We start from the raw sequence: 15,582 nt of genomic DNA, 5'->3' as shown, positions 1-15,582 counted from the left end.
CCCTTTCGTCATTGTGGATCTCGGAGGCGTGGGCGTGCGCCACCGAAAAGCGTCGGCTGTCGAATGTTGGCGTTGATCTCAACTCGGATACTCGCCGCTATCCGTTATGCGGCCGCCGCTGACCATTGTAACGACAGTGTGGGCAAACGCCCCTACGAGCGCAGATTTTGGTTGCGTGGCGAGCCGCCGGGACCCCGTCAGTGCAACTCTGCTCCCACGTCGGCGGCCATCGCGGCGCCGACGATGCCTGCAGTGTTCAGCAGGGCCGCCGCCACCACCGGGGTGCGGTTCTTCAACAGCGGGATCCACTTGTCGGCCTTGCGGCTGATGCCACCACCTGCGATGAGCAGGTCGGGCCAGATCGCGTTCTCGATCGCGATGAGCACGGAGGTGACTTCCTCTGACCAGCGTTCGTAACTCCAGCCCTTGCGATCCTTGACCGACGAGGCGGCGCGGTGCTCGGCCTCCTTGCCGCCGACCTCGAGGTGCCCGAACTCGGTGTTGGGCAGCAGCACACCGTTGTGGATCACCGCAGAGCCGATGCCGGTGCCGAACGTGAGCAGCACGATCACGCCGGAGTTGTCCTTGCCTGCGCCGAACTTCTCCTCGGCGAGTCCTGCGGCGTCGGCGTCGTTGAGGACGGTCACCGCCTGCCCGTCGAGTTCGGCCGAGATGACGTCGCGCGCGTTGGTCCCGATCCAGCCCTTGTCCACGTTGGCTGCGGTCCTGACGGTGCCGTCGGTCACCACGCCGGGGTAGGTGACCCCGAGGCCGCCGGTCCAGCCGAACTCGCGGACGACGGCGGCGACGGTCTTGGCGACCGCATCCGGCGTGGAGGGTTGCGGCGTCGGCAGCTTGAACCGTTCGCCGATGAGTGCACCGGTGTCGAGATCGACGATGCCGCCCTTGACGCCGCTGCCGCCGACGTCGACGCCGAATCCGCGCCGTTGCGAGCCGTCGGTGCTCGGATCAGCGGGTGGGCTGTCGGTGGCGGTCATGAGCGCTCCTCTTCGAGAGGCCTGCAGGGGCGACGCGACCCACACATTAGTGCCTCGCCAAACCTGATGTGGGCCTGCCGCGTAACCGAGTCGGCTCGATTCGTGTTGCGATTACCAGCGTGACTGAAATCGACTCCGACCCCGAGAGCCTGCGGGCGGTCGCGGAAGGGCTGGCCGCGGAGGCCGCCGAGTTCGTGCGGCGTCGCCGTACCGAGGTGTTCGGCGACGCCGCCGAGCGTGACCAAGGCGGATCGGCGGTGCGGTCCAAGAGCTCGCCGACCGACCCGGTCACCATCGTCGACACCGAGACCGAGCGGCTGTTGCGCGATCGGCTCGCCGTGCTGCGCCCCGGTGATCCCGTACTCGGCGAAGAAGGTGGTGGCGCCGCACGGGTCGAGGCAGGTCGGCCGCTGTGGGTGCTCGACCCGATCGACGGCACGGTGAACTTCGTCTACGGCATCGAGGGCTATGCGGTGTCGGTCGGAGTGCAGATCGACGGCGCGTCGGTGGCCGGTGCTGTCGCGAACGTGCCGACCGGAGAGGTGTTCTCCGCCGCAGTCGGTCACGGCGCCCACGTACGGCGCGGCGGTGTGTCGACGTCGCTGCGCTGCACGGCCGTCGACGATCTGGCGATGGCACTGGTGGGCACCGGATTCGGCTACGCGCGGGAGCAGCGCATACGGCAGGCCGAGGTGTTGGCTCGATTGCTGCCCGACGTCCGCGACGTGCGCCGCCTCGGGTCGTGCGCGCTGGACCTGTGCATGGTGGCCGCGGGCCGCATGGACGCCTACTACGAGGACGGCGTGCACGTCTGGGACTGGGCGGCGGGCGCGCTGATCGCCGCGGAGGCGGGTGCGCAACTCATCCTGCCGCCCGTCGACGGCGACTCGGATCTGCTCATCGTGGCAGCGGCGCCGGGCATCGCCGAGGAGTTCGACGCGGCGCTGCGGCGGGCGGGCGCCCTGTAATCAGCAGGCGCCTGCGTGCACCTTGGTCAGCATCGAGGCGTCCGCGGGTTGTGTCGCATCGGGGCGCAGGCTGGCCAGCACGGCGTCGGTGTCGTCGTTGTGGCTCAGATCGCCGAAGTCCGTTCCGATCGCCAGATCCACGGTGTCGTCGCCTCTTTGGTCCTGATACAGCTCGGCGCAGGGCGCGACCAGCCATACCGCGGCGGCAGCGGCCCGGCCTGCGGGGCCGAACCGGATCTGGCCCTGGCACTCCAGGCGGGTGTTTTGGTAGACGGTGTCGTTGGCCGCGGTGGGCGGGGCGTAGCCCAGATCGCGGAGTGCGCCCGCGACCTCGGCGGCCTGGCCGCCCTGCCCGCTGGCGTTGAGCACGCGGATCTTGGTGTCCGCGAGCTTGGCGGGAGCCACCTCGGTCATGGTGGCCGGCATGACCTGGTCGCCAAGCGCGGTCTGGGTGGCGTCCCCGGCCGCCGGCGGCCGGTTGCACGCGGCGACCTCGTTGACGTCGTTGGGCCGATTGAAGGCGGTCACCCACACCGCCAGCGTGACGACGGCCAGCGCCGCCAACGCCAGCGCGCCTGGAAGATAGTTCCGACGGCGGAACGGTCGGCCCTGTTTGTCGAACGCCGTGCCGGACGTGATTTGCGATACCACCCCTGCACCTTAAGGGCAGGCCCCGGCACCGGTCTCTACCAGGCTTTTTGCAGTGTGATATAAATCACATCCAAACCGTGGCAGTTCCGGGCACGAATTATTTGGTAAACGCGTTCTGCGCTGGTACAAAGCTCTGTCGCATGGTTACTGGAGGGGAAGAGGATGGCTACCGATTACGACGCCCCAAGGCGTACTGAGACCGATGACGTTTCCGAGGATTCGCTCGAGGAATTGAAGGCTCGGCGCAACGAGGCCCAATCGGCGGTTGTCGACGTAGATGAAGTCGAGTCAGCAGAATCGTTCGAGCTGCCCGGCGCCGACCTCTCCGGCGAGGAACTGTCGGTACGGGTCATTCCGAAGCAAGCCGACGAGTTCACATGCTCGAGTTGTTTCTTGGTGCATCACCGCAGTCGTCTCGCTAGCGAGAAGAACGGCGTGATGATCTGCACGGACTGCGCCGCTTAAACCGCCGAGCTGACGCGGGACGGCTGCAAAGCCGTCCCGCGTCAGCTGCGTAATGCCGCAAGCACGCGGTCGGGCCGTCGGCAACTCACCAGCCAGTAGGGCGTCGGGTCGTCGGCATCGTCGAGAACCAGCAGAACCATGGGCCCGATCCAGGCACGGTGCACCACGTAGGCGGCTGGGTCCAGTTGGCGACCCAGTGCGGCGGACTTCGCCGAATGCGGCACCTCGGCTGAGCGGGAGATGACGCCGACCGGCAGGTGAGCCGCACCCACCCAGAGCTCTGTCTCGTTCTCGTCGTCACCGACGACACGCAGGTCGGTTCGGCCGAACCACATCAGCACGGCGGCCGCGACGGGAAGCAACACCGCGTAGGGAACCCAGTCGGGGAGCGCCTGGACGCCCTGATTGACCTCGAGAGCGATCAGCGCGGCCAACCCGAACCCGGGCAGCCACCACCACCATGGCACCCGCAAGCGTTCCTGATAGCGCACGGATTGGGTGGCTGCGCGCGTGTCCGACACGCGGCCAAGAGTAATCTCGTGCATCATGTCCACCTCTCTGGCGGTCGTGCGACTCGATCGCGAGCTGCCGATGCCGTCCCGGGCGCACGACGGTGATGCCGGCGTCGACCTCTGCACCGCCATCGACGTCGAGCTGGCCCCGGGGCGGCGCGCGCTCGTTCCCACGGGAATCGCGGTCGCCATCCCACACGGGATGGTGGGACTGGTGCATCCGCGTTCGGGATTGGCGGCGCGCGTGGGACTTTCGATCGTCAACAGCCCCGGCACCATCGACGCCGGGTACCGCGGCGAGGTCAAGATCTCGCTGATCAACCTCGACCCGGATGAGCCGATCATCCTGCGTCGCGGCGATCGCATCGCACAGTTGTTGGTGCAACGGGTCGAACTGCCCGAATTGGTCGAGGTCACGTCATTCGACGAGGCCGGACTGGGTGACACATCCCGTGGCGACGGCGGCCACGGATCCTCCGGCGGACACGAGAGTTTGTGATGGCATTCGGTAAGCGCAAGGACGTTCAGGACGACCAGGCGGGCGGGGTTCCCGACCCCGACGACGTCGCTGAAGCGGCCGTCGACGACGACCCCGACGGCCCGTTCGACGTCGAGGAGTTCGACGACGCGGCCGTCGTGACGGTGGGCAGGCACGACCTTGGCTCGGTGCTGATCCCCGAGAACGATGCTGCAGAGCTCGCCATCGAGGTCAATCAGCAGGGCGTGCCCACCATGGTGTGGATGGTGACGCCCAACGGTCGGTACAACATCACCGCCTATGCCGCGCCCAAGACCGGCAACCTGTGGCGCGAGGTGGTCACCGAGATCGCCGAGTCGCTGCGCAACGACTCGGCCCAGGTCAGCGTCGAGGACGGGCCGTGGGGACGCGAGGTCGTCGGTGTGATGACCAAGGGCCCCGAACCCGTCGTGATGCGGTTCGTCGGGGTCGACGGCCCCCGCTGGATGGTTCGTGGCGCAGCGATCGGCACTCCCGAGAGTGCGGACGCGATCGCAGCAGACGTGCGAAACGCGCTGGCGGACACCGTCGTTCGGCGCGGAGACACCCCGCAGCCGGTTCGCGCCATGTTGAACCTGCAGTTGTCCGAATCGCTGGTGAATCGGCTGCGTGCGCGTGCCGAGCAGATGGTGGCCGAGGGTACCCAAGTCCCTCAGCCGCAGGTCCCGGAGGCGCAGCCCGTCGCGCGGCGCAGTGAGCAGGGATCGGCGATGCAGCAGCTCCGCACCATTTCGGGTGGGTAGGAGCTAGCTCGCTTCCAACAGCGCGGCCACACAGGCGGCGCCGAGAACTGCCGGGTCGACACCCATCGCGTCGAGCGTGACGGTCCGCAGCGCCGCGCGTGGCGCCGCGGCCACCCATTCGAGGGCGACCTCCACCGGGTGCACCAGGTCGTCGGTCGCTGCGGCAACTCCCATCGGCGCCGCGAGTGTCGCCAACTCCTCGCAGGTCGGCGCGACGTAGCCGGCCGCCTGCTGCATGGCGTCGGGCAGCGCGGGCCACTGGCCCACCCACGACCGGGTCAGCTCGTCGGCCAGCCAGGCTGGGCTGGAGGCGCGCATCGCCGCGATCGTCGCCGCCAGCCCGTCGCTGCGCAACTGATGTGCCGAGTGCTGTGCGGCAAGCGCGGCAGGAGCGTTGCCTGGCGGACCCGTCCAGGCGGGCAGCGCCGCCAGCACGGCGACGGTGTGGGAGGGGTGGGCCAGCGCCCATGACGTGGCGACGGCCGCGCCGATCGACACCCCGCCGACTGCGATCGGGCCCAGCCGCGCCGCGTTGTCCAGCTCGCGCCGAAACCCCTCGATCAGCCCCTCCGGCTCCGGTGCCGGTGTCATTACCGTCGCCCCGACGTCGTGCAATGCCGCGGAGAAGGCCCGGTACACGTAGTCGTCGTCAGACCCCGTGCCGGGCAGCAGAACCACCGTGATCCCGCGCAGATTGACGGCCATCAGTCGATCGTGCCGTGTACGTCAAATCACGCGCGGGCGACACGAGGTAGCCGCGTGGCAAATCGGAACTAAGAGGTCTACCGTGGCGTTTGTCAGTGAGGAATCCATGGTGGATTCGCGAAGGGGTCAGGAGAGGCCATGGCTACGGCCGAAGGTTATCTACGGCGGCTCACCCGCCGGCTGACGGAAGACCCGTCGCAGCGCGACGTCGAGGAACTCAGCGACGAAGCCGCTCACACCGGTGCGCAGAAGGCGATCGACTGCCGACGCGGCCAGGAAGTGACGATGGTGGGCACGCTGCGTTGTGTCGAGACCAATGCCAAGGGCTGCGCGGGTGGTGTGCGCGCCGAGCTGTTCGACGGCACCGATTCGGTGATGCTGGTCTGGCTCGGCCAGCGCCGGATCGCGGGTATCGAGTCCGGCTGCACGCTGCGCGTGCACGGTCGCGTCGGCAATCTGGAAAACGGCAGCAAGGCAATTTACAACCCGCACTACGAGATTCAGAAGTGAGTGGTCCCGACAAGGAGACTGCTGACGAGATTGAGCCGGGCGAGCAGGACGAGCAAGAGCAGAAGCTAAACGCACACGCGCTGCTCCAGCAGATGGGCGGCATCAGCGGCCTGATCTATTCGTCGCTGCCCATTCTGGTGTTCGTGCCGGTGTCGTCGTTCTTCGGACTGGTGCCTGCAATAAGCGCGGCTCTCGGCGTGGCCACCCTGATCCTGATCTGGCGGCTGATCCGCAAGGAGTCGTTGCAGCCGGCATTCTCCGGCTTCTTCGCCGTCGGGGTCAGCGCGTTGATCGCCTACCTCGTGGGCGAGTCCAAGGGCTACTTCCTGCTTGGCATCTGGTCGTCGCTGCTCTACGCCGCCGTGTTCGCCGTCTCGGTGCTGATCAGGCGCCCCGTGGTGGGCTACGTCTGGGGCTGGGTCAACCAGCATGACCGAGGCTGGCGCAAGGTGCGCAAGGCCGTCTTCGCCTTCGACGTCGCCACCGTGACGTGGGTCGCGGTGTTCGGCGCGCGATTCGTCGTGCAGAACCATCTCTACGACGCGAATCAGACCGGCATGCTCGGCGTTGCGCGCATCGCGATGGGTTGGCCGTTGACGGGCGTCGCCGCGCTGGCGACGTATCTGGCCATCCGCACCGCGCAACGGGCGCTGCACGCGCAAGAGGCCGCCGAAAAGGCGCATGCCGCCGATGCGGCTGATGTCGCCGATACATCCCAGGCGCCCGAGACCACCGAGGCCCGTACCGACTGACGAGCATCCCGGTGACGGACCAGAATGCGACCGACCGGCCGCTCATCGCGGTCGCAGTGCTCGCATCGTTCGTGGCGTTCCTCGACGGCTCAGTGGTCAACCTCGCGCTGCCCGCCATCGCCGCCGACCTCCCGCACACCGGTCTGGCCGGTCTCGCCCTGCAGCAGTGGGTGGTGGACGGCTACCTGCTCGGACTCGGCGCGCTGATCCTCGTCGCGGGTGCGGTGTCGGACCAGTTCGGCAGGCTCAACGTGCTGCGCACGGGGCTCGCCGTGTTCGCGGTCGCATCGGTGCTGTGCGCCGTTGCCCCGACCGGTTGGGTGCTGGTGGCCGCCCGGTGTCTGCAGGGCATCGGGGCCGCCTTCCTGGTGCCCAGCTCGCTGGCGATGATCAACGCCCGTTTCACCGGCGCCGCGCAGGCCCGTGCGATCGGCACGTGGACGGCGTGGACGGGCACCGCGTTCGTGGTGGGACCGCCGCTCGGCGGACTGCTCGTCGATTCGCTCAGCTGGCGCTGGGTCTTCGGCATCAACATCATCCCGCTGGCCGTGACGATGTATCTGACGACGAGGCTTGACCCAGACAAGGCGGGCGAAAGACGTTGGGGTCGAATTGATTTCGTCGGCGCGACGCTGTGCGCCATCGGGCTTGGCACCGCGGTGTTCGCCCTGATCGAACAGCAGCGGCTGGGGATGTCGCATCCTGCCGTGGCGGGCGGACTGGCCGTGGGATTGGCGTGCCTGGTGGCATTCCCGTTCTGGGAGCGCAGGGCACCGAACCCGATGATGCCTCTGCACCTCTTCGCGGCGCGCAACTTCGCGGTCGGCAACCTCGCGACGGTGTTCCTCTATGCCGCGGTGTCACTTGGCATGTTTCTCGTCACACTGTTCCTGCAGGAGTCCGTTGGCCTTTCGGCCACGCAGGCGGGATTGGCGACCCTGCCACTGCCCGTCCTGTCGTTCTTCCTGGCGCGTCCCTTCGGCGCCCTGGCCGGCTTGCATGGGCCGCGGGCCTACATGGCGGGCGGACCGGTCATCGCGGCGGTCGGCTTCCTGCTGCTGGCGTTCTCCCACCCGGCAGGGAGCGCGCCGTTCGACTTCTGGACGCAGATGCTGCCCGGTTTGGTCGTCTTCGGCGTCGGCCTGTCCATCACCGTGTCGCCGCTCACCGCAGCGGTGCTGGCCGCCGTCGACCCCGCGCAGAGCGGCATCGGCTCGGCCGTCAACAACGCGGTCTCGCGGATAGCCGGCCTCATCGCCGTCGCGTTCGCCGGCGTGATCATCGGCGCGGCAGGCGATTCGGCGTTCGCGCCAGGCGACTTCGCGGGGTTCCGACAGGGCGCGGTGGTGGTCGCGGCGTTGTTCGCCGTCGCCGGGCTGATCTCGGCCGTCGGGATCAGCAATGCGCGGGGTGACCACCGGCGGGTGTCACCGGGGGAAGTCGCACACAGCCACGACCGGGCAACGCCGCCGCCTGCAGTCGCGCGCCGGGATCAACCGTTCGAACGCGGGCGCAGCACCTGCTCGCGCAGCTGATCCTCGACCTCGGCGATCGCCACGAACAGCAACTCGTCGCCGCCCTCCAGTGGTTCGTCGCCCTCGGGCACGATCACTCTGGCACCCCGCAGGATGGTCACCAGCGACGCGTCACGGGGCAGGTCGAGCCGCTTGACGGCCTTGCCGCCCCACGGGGTGTCGTCGGGGAGGGTGATCTCGACGAGGTTGGCCTGCCCCTTGCGGAAGCTCATCAGCCGGACCAGGTCGCCGACGGAGACCGCCTCCTCCACCAACGCCGCCAGCATCCGCGGGGTGGACACAGCGACGTCGACACCCCAGTTCTCGTCGAACAGCCACTCGTTGCGCGGGTCGTTCACCCTGGCGACCACGCGCGGCACCGCGAACTCGGTCTTGGCCAGCAGACTCACCACCACGTTGGCCTTGTCGTCGCCCGTCGCGGCGATCACCACGTCGAAGTCCTGGATCCCGACCGATTCCAGCAGGGTCAACTCGCACGCGTCGCCAAGGCGCCAGTGTGCGGCCGGGATGTCGTCCACGTCGATGTGCGCGGGGTTGCGCTCCAGCAGCGTGACCTCGTGGGAATCGACGAGTTCCCTTGCGATGGATCGGCCGACGGCGCCGGCTCCTGCGATGGCGACCTTCACGACTTCTCCGCCCTCATTGGTCGTCCACGTCGTCACCCGGCGGCAGCGCAGCGATCGCCAAGGCCTCGGCGATGTGACCGGACACGGCGGCCAGGTAGATCTGGTCGCTGGCCTGGATGACGGTCTTGGGCTCGGGCAGCAGCCCGCTGCCGAACCGGAGCATGAACGCGACACGCCCGCCCGTCGCGCCCTCCAGAGCGGTCACACGGTGGCCCACCCAGCCCTCGTGCAGCGCCAGCTCGGCCACACCGACGTTGCCCGACGGGTCACGCCACTTGGTGGTCTCGGTCTCCCTGGTGAGGACGTTGAGCAACCGATCGGTGGTCCATGGCACCGTCGCGACCGTCGGAATGCCGAGACGCTCATACACCGCGGCGCGCTTGGCGTCGTAGATCCTGGCGACGACGCGCTCCACGCCGAAGGTCTCACGCGCGACTCGCGCGGAGATGATGTTGGAGTTGTCGCCAGAGGACACCGCGGCGAACGCTCCGGCCTCCTCGATACCGGCGCGCAACAGCACGTCTCGGTCGAAACCCATGCCGAGCACGCGCTCACCGGGAAACTCGGGGGACAGCCTGTGAAAGGCGGTTCCATCTCTGTCGATGACGGCCACTTCATGGCCGATGCGGGCCAGCCCGTTCGACAGCGACGCGCCGACTCGGCCGCATCCCATCACCACTACACGCACGCGTCGGTCCTTCCAGCGGTCGCCTAGAAATAGTTCATTCCCAACCTGCGCACACGGAACGCTACATCTATTCCCACAGCCGACGGTGCATGGGCTTACCCTTGGCTCTCGTGTCCAAGCTCTCGACCGCTGCTCGCCGGCTAGTCATCGGAAGTCCGTTCCGCAGCGATGCGATGGGCCACACGTTGCTGCCCAAGCGGATCGCCCTGCCGGTCTTCGCCTCGGATGCGCTGTCCTCGGTCGCGTACGCACCGGAGGAAATCTTCCTGGTGCTCTCGGTCGCCGGGCTGAGCGCGTACACGATGGCGCCGTGGATCGGCCTCGCCGTGGCGGCGGTGATGCTCATCGTGATCGCGAGCTACCGGCAGAACGTGCATGCCTACCCATCCGGCGGCGGCGACTACGAGGTGGTCACCACGAACCTCGGCCACACTGCGGGTCTGACGGTGGCGAGCGCGCTGCTGGTGGACTACGTGTTGACCGTTGCGGTGTCGATGGCGTCGGCGATGTCGAACATCGGCTCGGCGGTGCCCTTCATCGGCCAGCACAAGGTGCTGTTCGCCGTCGCCGCGATCCTGATCCTGGCGTCGCTCAACCTGCGGGGCATCAGGGAGTCCGGCACGGCGTTCGCGATCCCCACCTACGCCTTCATGATCGGCATGTACATCATGATCGGCTGGGGGTTGTTCCAGATCTTCGTGCTCGGCGACCACCTGCAGGCCGAATCAGCGCAGTTCACCGTCAAGTCCGAACACGGCGACGTGCTGGGATTCGCGATGATCTTCCTGGTGGCGCGGGCGTTCTCGTCCGGCTGTGCGGCGCTGACGGGTGTCGAGGCCATCAGCAACGGCGTGCCCGCGTTCCGGAAGCCCAAGTCCCGCAATGCCGCGTCCACCCTGCTGTTGCTCGGTGTTATCGCAGTCTCGCTGTTCATGGGAATCATCGTGTTGGCCAAGGAAACCGGGGTCAAGGTCGCCGACACCGTCGACCAACTCGGTGGCGCTCCCGCTGGCTATCACCCGAAGACGTTGATCGCGCAGCTGGCGGACGCCGTGTTCCACGACTTCCCGATCGGGCTGTACGCCATCGCCGGAGTCACCGCGCTGATCCTGATCCTGGCCGCCAACACCGCGTTCAACGGGTTTCCCGTGCTCGGCTCGATCCTCGCCCAGGACAGATTCCTGCCGCGCCAGCTCAGCACCCGTGGTGACCGGCTGGCGTTCTCCAACGGCATCCTGTTCCTTGCGTTCGCCGCGATCGCCTTCGTGGTGGCGTTCCGCGCCGAGGTCACCGCGCTGATCCAGCTCTACATCGTCGGCGTGTTCGTGTCGTTCACCCTGAGCCAGATCGGCATGGTTCGGCACTGGACCCGGCTGCTGCGCGTCGAGACCGACTCCGCCGAGCGGCGCAGAATGCACCGGGCGCGGGTGATCAACACCATCGGCTGCATCTGCACGGGCACCGTTCTTCTGGTGGTCGTCGTGACGAAATTCCTTGCCGGGGCCTGGATTGCGATCATCGCGATGGGCTTTCTGTTCGTGGTGATGAAGATGATCCACAAGCACTACGCGAGCGTCGCCCTCGAGCTCGAGGCCCAGGCCGCCGACAAGGGCGACGTGGTGCTGCCCAGCCGCAACCACGCGATCGTGCTGGTGTCCAACCTGCACCTTCCGACCCTGCGCGCGCTGGCCTACGCCAAGGCCACCCGGCCCGACGTGCTTGAGGCCATCCACGTCAGCGTCGACGACAGGGAAGCCCGCGAGCTGCAGAGCAAGTGGGAGGACAGCGAGGACGTCACCGTTCCGCTGAAGGTGATCGCGTCGCCGTACCGCGACATCACCCGGCCGCTGCTGGACTACGTCAAGCGGATCACCAAGGAGTCTCGGCGCACAGTGGTCACGGTGTTCATCCCCGAGTACGTCGTCGGGCACTGGTGGGAACAGGTGCTGCACAACCAAAGTGCGCTGCGGCTCAAGGGCAGGCTGCTCTTCGAGCCCCAGGTGATGGTCACCTCCGTACCGTGGCAGCTGAGTTCTTCGGACAGGTTGAAGAACCTGCTGCCGCAGTCCGCACCTGGCGACGCCAGAAGAGGGTTCCTCGATTGACGGACTTCTTACAGCTGACCGCGGGCCCGCCTGCGAACGGCGGAAGCTGCGTGGCACGCCACGACGGACGAGTGGTGTTCGTGCGGTACGCGCTGCCCGACGAGGTGGTGCTGGCGCGGGTGACCGGCGAGCGCGGAAGTCATTGGCACGCAGAGGTCGTCGAGGTGCTCGAGGCGTCACCCGACCGGGTCGATTCGCTGTGCCCGATCGCGGGCGTCGACGGTGCGGGGTGTTGTGATCTGGCGTTCGTGACACCGGAGGCGGCGCGGCGCATCAAGGGCAACGTCGTGGCCAACCAACTCGGTCGGCTCGGTGGATACGAATGGTCGGGCGTCGCGGAGGAGGTCGGCTCCGCGGGTACGACGGGGTGGCGCACGCGGGTGCGCCTTGACGTCAACGACGAGGGCCACGCGGGTTATCACCGCTATCACAGTGCGGATCTCGTCACCGATCTCAGCTGCGCCCAGCTGCCTGCGGGCATGCTCTTGGGTCTGGATGGATCGCGTTGGCCGCCAGGGTCGGAACTGCACGTCGCGCTCGACGACGAGGGTCTGCGCCACGTCGTGCAGACGGGTCCCGGGCGGGCGAGCAAGGCGCCGACCCAGGTGGTGGAGGGCAGTTACGAAGCCACCCAGCGGGTGGGACAACGCGTGTGGCGGGTCCCGGTGACCGCGTTCTGGCAGGCGCATCGCGACGCCGCCAGCGTGTACAGCGGGTTGATCGCCGAATGGGCCCAGTTGAGCGAGGGCATGTCGGCGTTGGACTTGTACGGTGGGGCAGGGGTTTTCGCCGCGGTGCTGGCCGAGTCGGTCGGAGATGCGGGACACGTGACGACCGTCGACACGTCGCGAGGTTCTTCGCGGGCGGCCCGTGCGACGCTGGCCGACCTCGGTCAGGTCTCGGTAGTCACCGATTCCGTGCGACGTGTGTTGACCGGGCGGCGCGGCCGTGCCGACGTCGCCGTGCTCGATCCGCCGCGCACCGGCGCCGGCCGCGAGGTCATCGACCTGCTGACCGCCGCCGGCGTGCCGCGGATCATTCACATCGGTTGCGAGGCAGCGTCCTTCGCGCGCGACGTCGGTCTCTACCGGGGCCACGGGTACGCGGTCGAGGAGTTGCGGGTGTTCGATTCATTTCCGCTGACTCACCACGTCGAGTGCGTGGCGGTGCTCAGCCGCTAACGCGCGGCGAAGTGACGTTGCAGCCGCCGATGGCGGTGCCCGAACAGCGCACCGATGCCCGCCGCGAGTACCGGTGTGGCGAATCGCAGCCAGACTCGCGGCTGGAAGCTAATGCGGTCGTGCACAACGGCTTTGGTGTCGCCGTCGGGTGTGACGCTGCGTTCGTGCTGCCATCGGCTCATGCTGAGCATCGTCGATTCCTCGCGGAATGACCGTCCCGGCTGCAGTTCGGCGATGGTGAGGTAGTCGTAGTCGAACGGCAGCACGCCGAACAGGCGCAGCCACGATCGGCCGATGGGGGTTCCGACCGGCACGGTGTCGACGGTGAACGATTCCGCGCCGCGGGGCATCGACATCGTCATCCACGGGCCCAGCTCGTCGTTGATCCCCTCCGGGCTGACCACGCGTTCCCACACTCGGTCGGCGGCTGCGCCTACCACGCTGCGCTGCTCGATGACCGTCGTTCCTCTGGTCGACGCCATGGTGCTCAACCTAGGCGACTGTGGTCGCCGAATGGGGCCTACGTGACGTCCGACCGCGCCTTAAGCGACTGCTCGTGCCAGCGGTCCAGCAACGCGGGGATTTCGGCGAGAAGGAAGGCGTAGAAGTCGCGCATCTCGGTCAGGCGCCGCCCTGCCGCGCTGTCGTGCCCGGTGGTGGCGATCCCGGCCTCGGCGGCCGCCAGCATCGGGGCGAGAACGGCGTTCTGATTGGTGTAAAGGAGCGCCCAGGCATTGTCGCGGAGCCGGTAGTGATCCCGGCGGCTTGCCGGGACCGGCACGCGCTCGGCCAGGCCGACGGAGGTGAGCATCTTGATGGCACCGGAGATCGCGCCCGAGCTGGCGGCCAACTGCTCAACCAACTCACCCATGGTCATGCTGGGTTGTTCCGTGAATAGCAGGGTAGCCAGTACGCGGGCGGTCATGCGCTGCAAACCGTGATCGCTGAGGACGAGCGCGAGCTGCTCGGCGGCGTTCTGTGCTGCTGAATTCGCCACCGACATCCTCCTGCCCGCGTCCGTTGCTCCGTTTGTGGGCACCATTTATTTCAGAGTTTTCAAAGATCTCTGAAACTAATCTATGCTATTCGTGGTGCGCCGGGAAGTCTGGTCGGCAACGTAGGTATCCGTATCCACGCGGTGACGACGGCGCGACCGGCACACTGCTCAACCCGGAAGGGGACTGAGCCAGTCATGCGTTCCCGCGAGCCCGCGGCCACATCATCGGGCGTCACCACCGAGGTAATCCGCGTCCGAGGACTCACCTTCACCTATCCGAAGGCACCTGAGCCGGCGGTGCGTGGCATGGATTTCACCGTCGGACGAGGTGAGATCTTCGGGTTCCTCGGCCCCAGCGGCGCCGGGAAATCCACCACGCAGAAGGTCCTCAGCGGCCTCCTGCGTGGAGACGGAGGCGAAGCCGAAGTGTGGGGCAAGGACCCGCTGGCCTGGGGGCCCGACTACTACCAGCGCATCGGTGTCTCGTTCGAACTGCCCAACCACTACCAGAAGCTCACCGGGCGCGAGAACTTGCGGTTCTTCGCCTCCTTGTATGACGGCGAGACTGTTGACCCGATGAAACTGCTTGATGCCGTCGGCCTGGCCGACGACGCCAACACCCGAGTGGGCAAGTACTCCAAGGGAATGCAGATGCGCCTGACATTCGTCAGGGCGCTGATCAACGATCCTGAGTTGCTCTTCCTCGACGAGCCCACCTCCGGGCTGGACCCGGTGAACGCGCGCAAGGTCAAGAACATGATCCTCGACTTCAAAGCGCGCGGGCGGACGGTCTTTCTCACCACCCACGACATGGCGACCGCTGACGAGCTGTGCGACCGGGTGGCCTTCGTCGTGGACGGCCAAATCGTCGCTCTGGACACACCCACCGAGCTGAAGATCGCCCGCAGTCAGAGGTTGGTGCGCGTCGAATTTCGCGGTGAGAACGGCCGCCTGGGCACGACGGACTTTCCGATGGACGGCCTCGCCGATGACCCCGCCTTCCATACAGTGCTTCGCGGCCACCACGTCGAGACCATCCACAGCAAGGAAGCCAGCCTCGACGACGTCTTCGTCGAGACGACGGGGAGGCGGCTGACATGATCCGGCTGACCAGCGCGCTGCGGCTCGAGCTGATTCTGCAAGTCCGGCAACGATTCCTGCACGCGGCCGTCTTCTCCGGACTCATCTGGCTCGCCGTGCTGCTCCCGTTGTCGCACAGTCTGCGCCCAGTCGCCGAGCCCTACATATTGCTCGGCGACACCTGCATCATCGGGTTCTTCTTCGTCGCCGGCACGGTGTTCTTCGAGAAGCAGGAACGCACCTTGGGCGCGGTTGTCTCCACCCCGCTGCGGTTCTGGGAGTACCTGTCCGCCAAACTGGCGCTGCTCGTCTTGATCTCGTTGTTCGTTGCCCTGGTGGTACCCACGATCGCCCACGGTTTTGCTTATCGTCCAATCCCCTTGGTGACGGGGGTGGTGCTCGGCACCTTGCTGATGCTGCTGGTGGGGTTCGCCTCCTCGCTCCCGTTCGCCTCTGACCGCGCTCGCTGAAATTCCCCACTGCCGCTCATCGAAATTCCCCACCCGTGTGGCTCCGCCGAGAAGGGCGGGCCTCCCTCGATGCTGCTGG

General features: G+C 67.3%; 18 protein-coding genes and 1 pseudogene. 11 read left to right on the top strand and 8 right to left on the bottom strand.

The window, feature by feature from the left end:
- Positions 1-197: 197 nt before the first annotated feature.
- Complete coding sequence (gene ppgK / locus HNP02_RS22185) at positions 198-998, bottom strand: polyphosphate--glucose phosphotransferase (RefSeq protein ID WP_184442642.1); 801 nt, start codon at positions 996-998, stop codon at positions 198-200.
- A 119-nt stretch (positions 999-1,117) separates the two neighbouring features.
- On the opposite strand from ppgK, the gene HNP02_RS22180 reads away from it, so the two are divergent.
- Positions 1,118-1,966 carry an inositol monophosphatase family protein gene (locus HNP02_RS22180; RefSeq protein WP_184442640.1) on the top strand — a complete coding sequence of 283 codons (849 nt, stop codon included), beginning with the start codon at positions 1,118-1,120 and terminating at the stop codon, positions 1,964-1,966.
- On the opposite strand, the gene cei is transcribed toward HNP02_RS22180, so the two are convergent.
- A complete protein-coding gene (cei, locus tag HNP02_RS22175; RefSeq protein WP_184442638.1) occupies positions 1,967-2,617 on the bottom strand; it encodes an envelope integrity protein Cei in 651 nt (216 codons plus the stop codon).
- A 162-nt stretch (positions 2,618-2,779) separates the two neighbouring features.
- Between cei and HNP02_RS22170 the strand changes: the two genes are divergently transcribed.
- Positions 2,780-3,082, top strand: a complete 303-nt coding sequence (locus HNP02_RS22170; protein ID WP_149371444.1) for a DUF4193 domain-containing protein — start codon at positions 2,780-2,782, stop codon at positions 3,080-3,082.
- A 41-nt stretch (positions 3,083-3,123) separates the two neighbouring features.
- Here the strand turns inward: HNP02_RS22170 and HNP02_RS22165 are convergent, their stop codons facing one another.
- Positions 3,124-3,603 (bottom strand): DUF3093 domain-containing protein, encoded by a 480-nt coding sequence (locus tag HNP02_RS22165; protein WP_184442636.1) that lies wholly within the window; start codon positions 3,601-3,603, stop codon positions 3,124-3,126.
- 25 nt (positions 3,604-3,628) lie between these two features.
- Here HNP02_RS22165 and dut point away from each other — a divergent pair, with 25 nt between their 5' ends.
- Positions 3,629-4,093 (top strand): dUTP diphosphatase, encoded by a 465-nt coding sequence (gene dut / locus HNP02_RS22160; RefSeq protein ID WP_184442634.1) that lies wholly within the window; start codon positions 3,629-3,631, stop codon positions 4,091-4,093.
- Positions 4,093-4,854, top strand: coding sequence for a DUF3710 domain-containing protein (locus HNP02_RS22155; protein WP_184442632.1), 762 nt, complete (start codon positions 4,093-4,095; stop codon positions 4,852-4,854). Before dut ends, HNP02_RS22155 begins: the two co-directional genes overlap by 1 nt.
- Positions 4,855-4,857: 3 nt before the next feature.
- Here the strand turns inward: HNP02_RS22155 and HNP02_RS22150 are convergent, their stop codons facing one another.
- Complete coding sequence (locus tag HNP02_RS22150; protein ID WP_184442630.1) at positions 4,858-5,559, bottom strand: alpha/beta fold hydrolase; 702 nt, start codon at positions 5,557-5,559, stop codon at positions 4,858-4,860.
- 138 nt (positions 5,560-5,697) lie between these two features.
- Here HNP02_RS22150 and HNP02_RS22145 point away from each other — a divergent pair, with 138 nt between their 5' ends.
- The 3 genes from HNP02_RS22145 to HNP02_RS22135 all read left to right on the top strand — a co-directional run bounded on the left by HNP02_RS22145 (position 5,698) and on the right by HNP02_RS22135 (position 8,356).
- Positions 5,698-6,069, top strand: a complete 372-nt coding sequence (locus HNP02_RS22145) for an OB-fold nucleic acid binding domain-containing protein (protein ID WP_184442628.1) — start codon at positions 5,698-5,700, stop codon at positions 6,067-6,069.
- Between the two features lie 92 nt (positions 6,070-6,161).
- Positions 6,162-6,821: a DUF3159 domain-containing protein gene (locus HNP02_RS22140; protein WP_184442978.1), complete on the top strand. Its 660-nt coding sequence runs from the start codon at positions 6,162-6,164 to the stop codon at positions 6,819-6,821.
- A gap of 11 nt (positions 6,822-6,832) precedes the next feature.
- Positions 6,833-8,356 (top strand): MFS transporter, encoded by a 1,524-nt coding sequence (locus HNP02_RS22135; protein WP_184442626.1) that lies wholly within the window; start codon positions 6,833-6,835, stop codon positions 8,354-8,356.
- Here the strand turns inward: HNP02_RS22135 and HNP02_RS22130 are convergent.
- Positions 8,314-8,982, bottom strand: a complete 669-nt coding sequence (locus tag HNP02_RS22130; RefSeq protein WP_184442624.1) for a TrkA family potassium uptake protein — start codon at positions 8,980-8,982, stop codon at positions 8,314-8,316. The genes HNP02_RS22135 and HNP02_RS22130 overlap by 43 nt on opposite strands.
- A 13-nt stretch (positions 8,983-8,995) precedes the next feature.
- Complete coding sequence (locus HNP02_RS22125; RefSeq protein ID WP_184442622.1) at positions 8,996-9,670, bottom strand: TrkA family potassium uptake protein; 675 nt, start codon at positions 9,668-9,670, stop codon at positions 8,996-8,998.
- Positions 9,671-9,780: 110 nt separating this feature from the next.
- On the opposite strand from HNP02_RS22125, the gene HNP02_RS22120 reads away from it, so the two are divergent.
- Both HNP02_RS22120 and HNP02_RS22115 read left to right on the top strand, forming a co-directional pair.
- Complete coding sequence (locus HNP02_RS22120; RefSeq protein ID WP_184442620.1) at positions 9,781-11,775, top strand: APC family permease; 1,995 nt, start codon at positions 9,781-9,783, stop codon at positions 11,773-11,775.
- Entirely contained in the window at positions 11,772-12,956 is a 1,185-nt protein-coding gene (locus tag HNP02_RS22115) for a class I SAM-dependent RNA methyltransferase (protein ID WP_184442618.1), read from the top strand. The genes HNP02_RS22120 and HNP02_RS22115 overlap by 4 nt, the downstream gene beginning before the upstream one ends.
- Here HNP02_RS22115 and HNP02_RS22110 read toward each other — a convergent pair.
- Entirely contained in the window at positions 12,953-13,438 is a 486-nt protein-coding gene (locus HNP02_RS22110; protein ID WP_184442616.1) for a hypothetical protein, read from the bottom strand. The two genes, HNP02_RS22115 and HNP02_RS22110, sit on opposite strands and share 4 nt — an antisense overlap.
- A 38-nt stretch (positions 13,439-13,476) precedes the next feature.
- Positions 13,477-13,959, bottom strand: a complete 483-nt coding sequence (locus HNP02_RS22105) for a MarR family transcriptional regulator (protein ID WP_184442614.1) — start codon at positions 13,957-13,959, stop codon at positions 13,477-13,479.
- Positions 13,960-14,148: 189 nt separating this feature from the next.
- Between HNP02_RS22105 and HNP02_RS22100 the strand changes: the two genes are divergently transcribed.
- Both HNP02_RS22100 and HNP02_RS22095 read left to right on the top strand, forming a co-directional pair.
- Entirely contained in the window at positions 14,149-15,054 is a 906-nt protein-coding gene (locus tag HNP02_RS22100) for an ABC transporter ATP-binding protein (protein WP_184442612.1), read from the top strand.
- Positions 15,051-15,488 (top strand): annotated as a pseudogene (locus HNP02_RS22095) (fluoroquinolone transporter permease); the annotation flags it as partial. The gene HNP02_RS22100 and the pseudogene HNP02_RS22095, both read left to right, overlap by 4 nt.
- Positions 15,489-15,582 lie beyond the last annotated feature (94 nt).

The sequence above is a fragment of the Mycobacterium sp. AZCC_0083 genome (assembly GCF_014202335.1).
Classification (GTDB): Bacteria; Actinomycetota; Actinomycetes; order Mycobacteriales; family Mycobacteriaceae; genus Mycobacterium.
This window is presented reverse-complemented; position numbering and strand designations above follow the sequence as displayed.

Coding starts and splice junctions, on each gene's coding strand:
- HNP02_RS22170 (WP_149371444.1), top strand. CDS start 2,780: ATGGCTACCGATTACGACGCCCCAAGGCGTACTGAGACCGATGACGTT.
- HNP02_RS22155 (WP_184442632.1), top strand. CDS start 4,093: ATGGCATTCGGTAAGCGCAAGGACGTTCAGGACGACCAGGCGGGCGGG.
- HNP02_RS22100 (WP_184442612.1), top strand. CDS start 14,149: ATGCGTTCCCGCGAGCCCGCGGCCACATCATCGGGCGTCACCACCGAG.
- dut (WP_184442634.1), top strand. CDS start 3,629: ATGTCCACCTCTCTGGCGGTCGTGCGACTCGATCGCGAGCTGCCGATG.
- HNP02_RS22145 (WP_184442628.1), top strand. CDS start 5,698: ATGGCTACGGCCGAAGGTTATCTACGGCGGCTCACCCGCCGGCTGACG.
- HNP02_RS22105 (WP_184442614.1), bottom strand. CDS start 13,959: ATGTCGGTGGCGAATTCAGCAGCACAGAACGCCGCCGAGCAGCTCGCG.
- HNP02_RS22140 (WP_184442978.1), top strand. CDS start 6,162: ATGGGCGGCATCAGCGGCCTGATCTATTCGTCGCTGCCCATTCTGGTG.
- HNP02_RS22150 (WP_184442630.1), bottom strand. CDS start 5,559: ATGGCCGTCAATCTGCGCGGGATCACGGTGGTTCTGCTGCCCGGCACG.
- HNP02_RS22110 (WP_184442616.1), bottom strand. CDS start 13,438: ATGGCGTCGACCAGAGGAACGACGGTCATCGAGCAGCGCAGCGTGGTA.
- ppgK (WP_184442642.1), bottom strand. CDS start 998: ATGACCGCCACCGACAGCCCACCCGCTGATCCGAGCACCGACGGCTCG.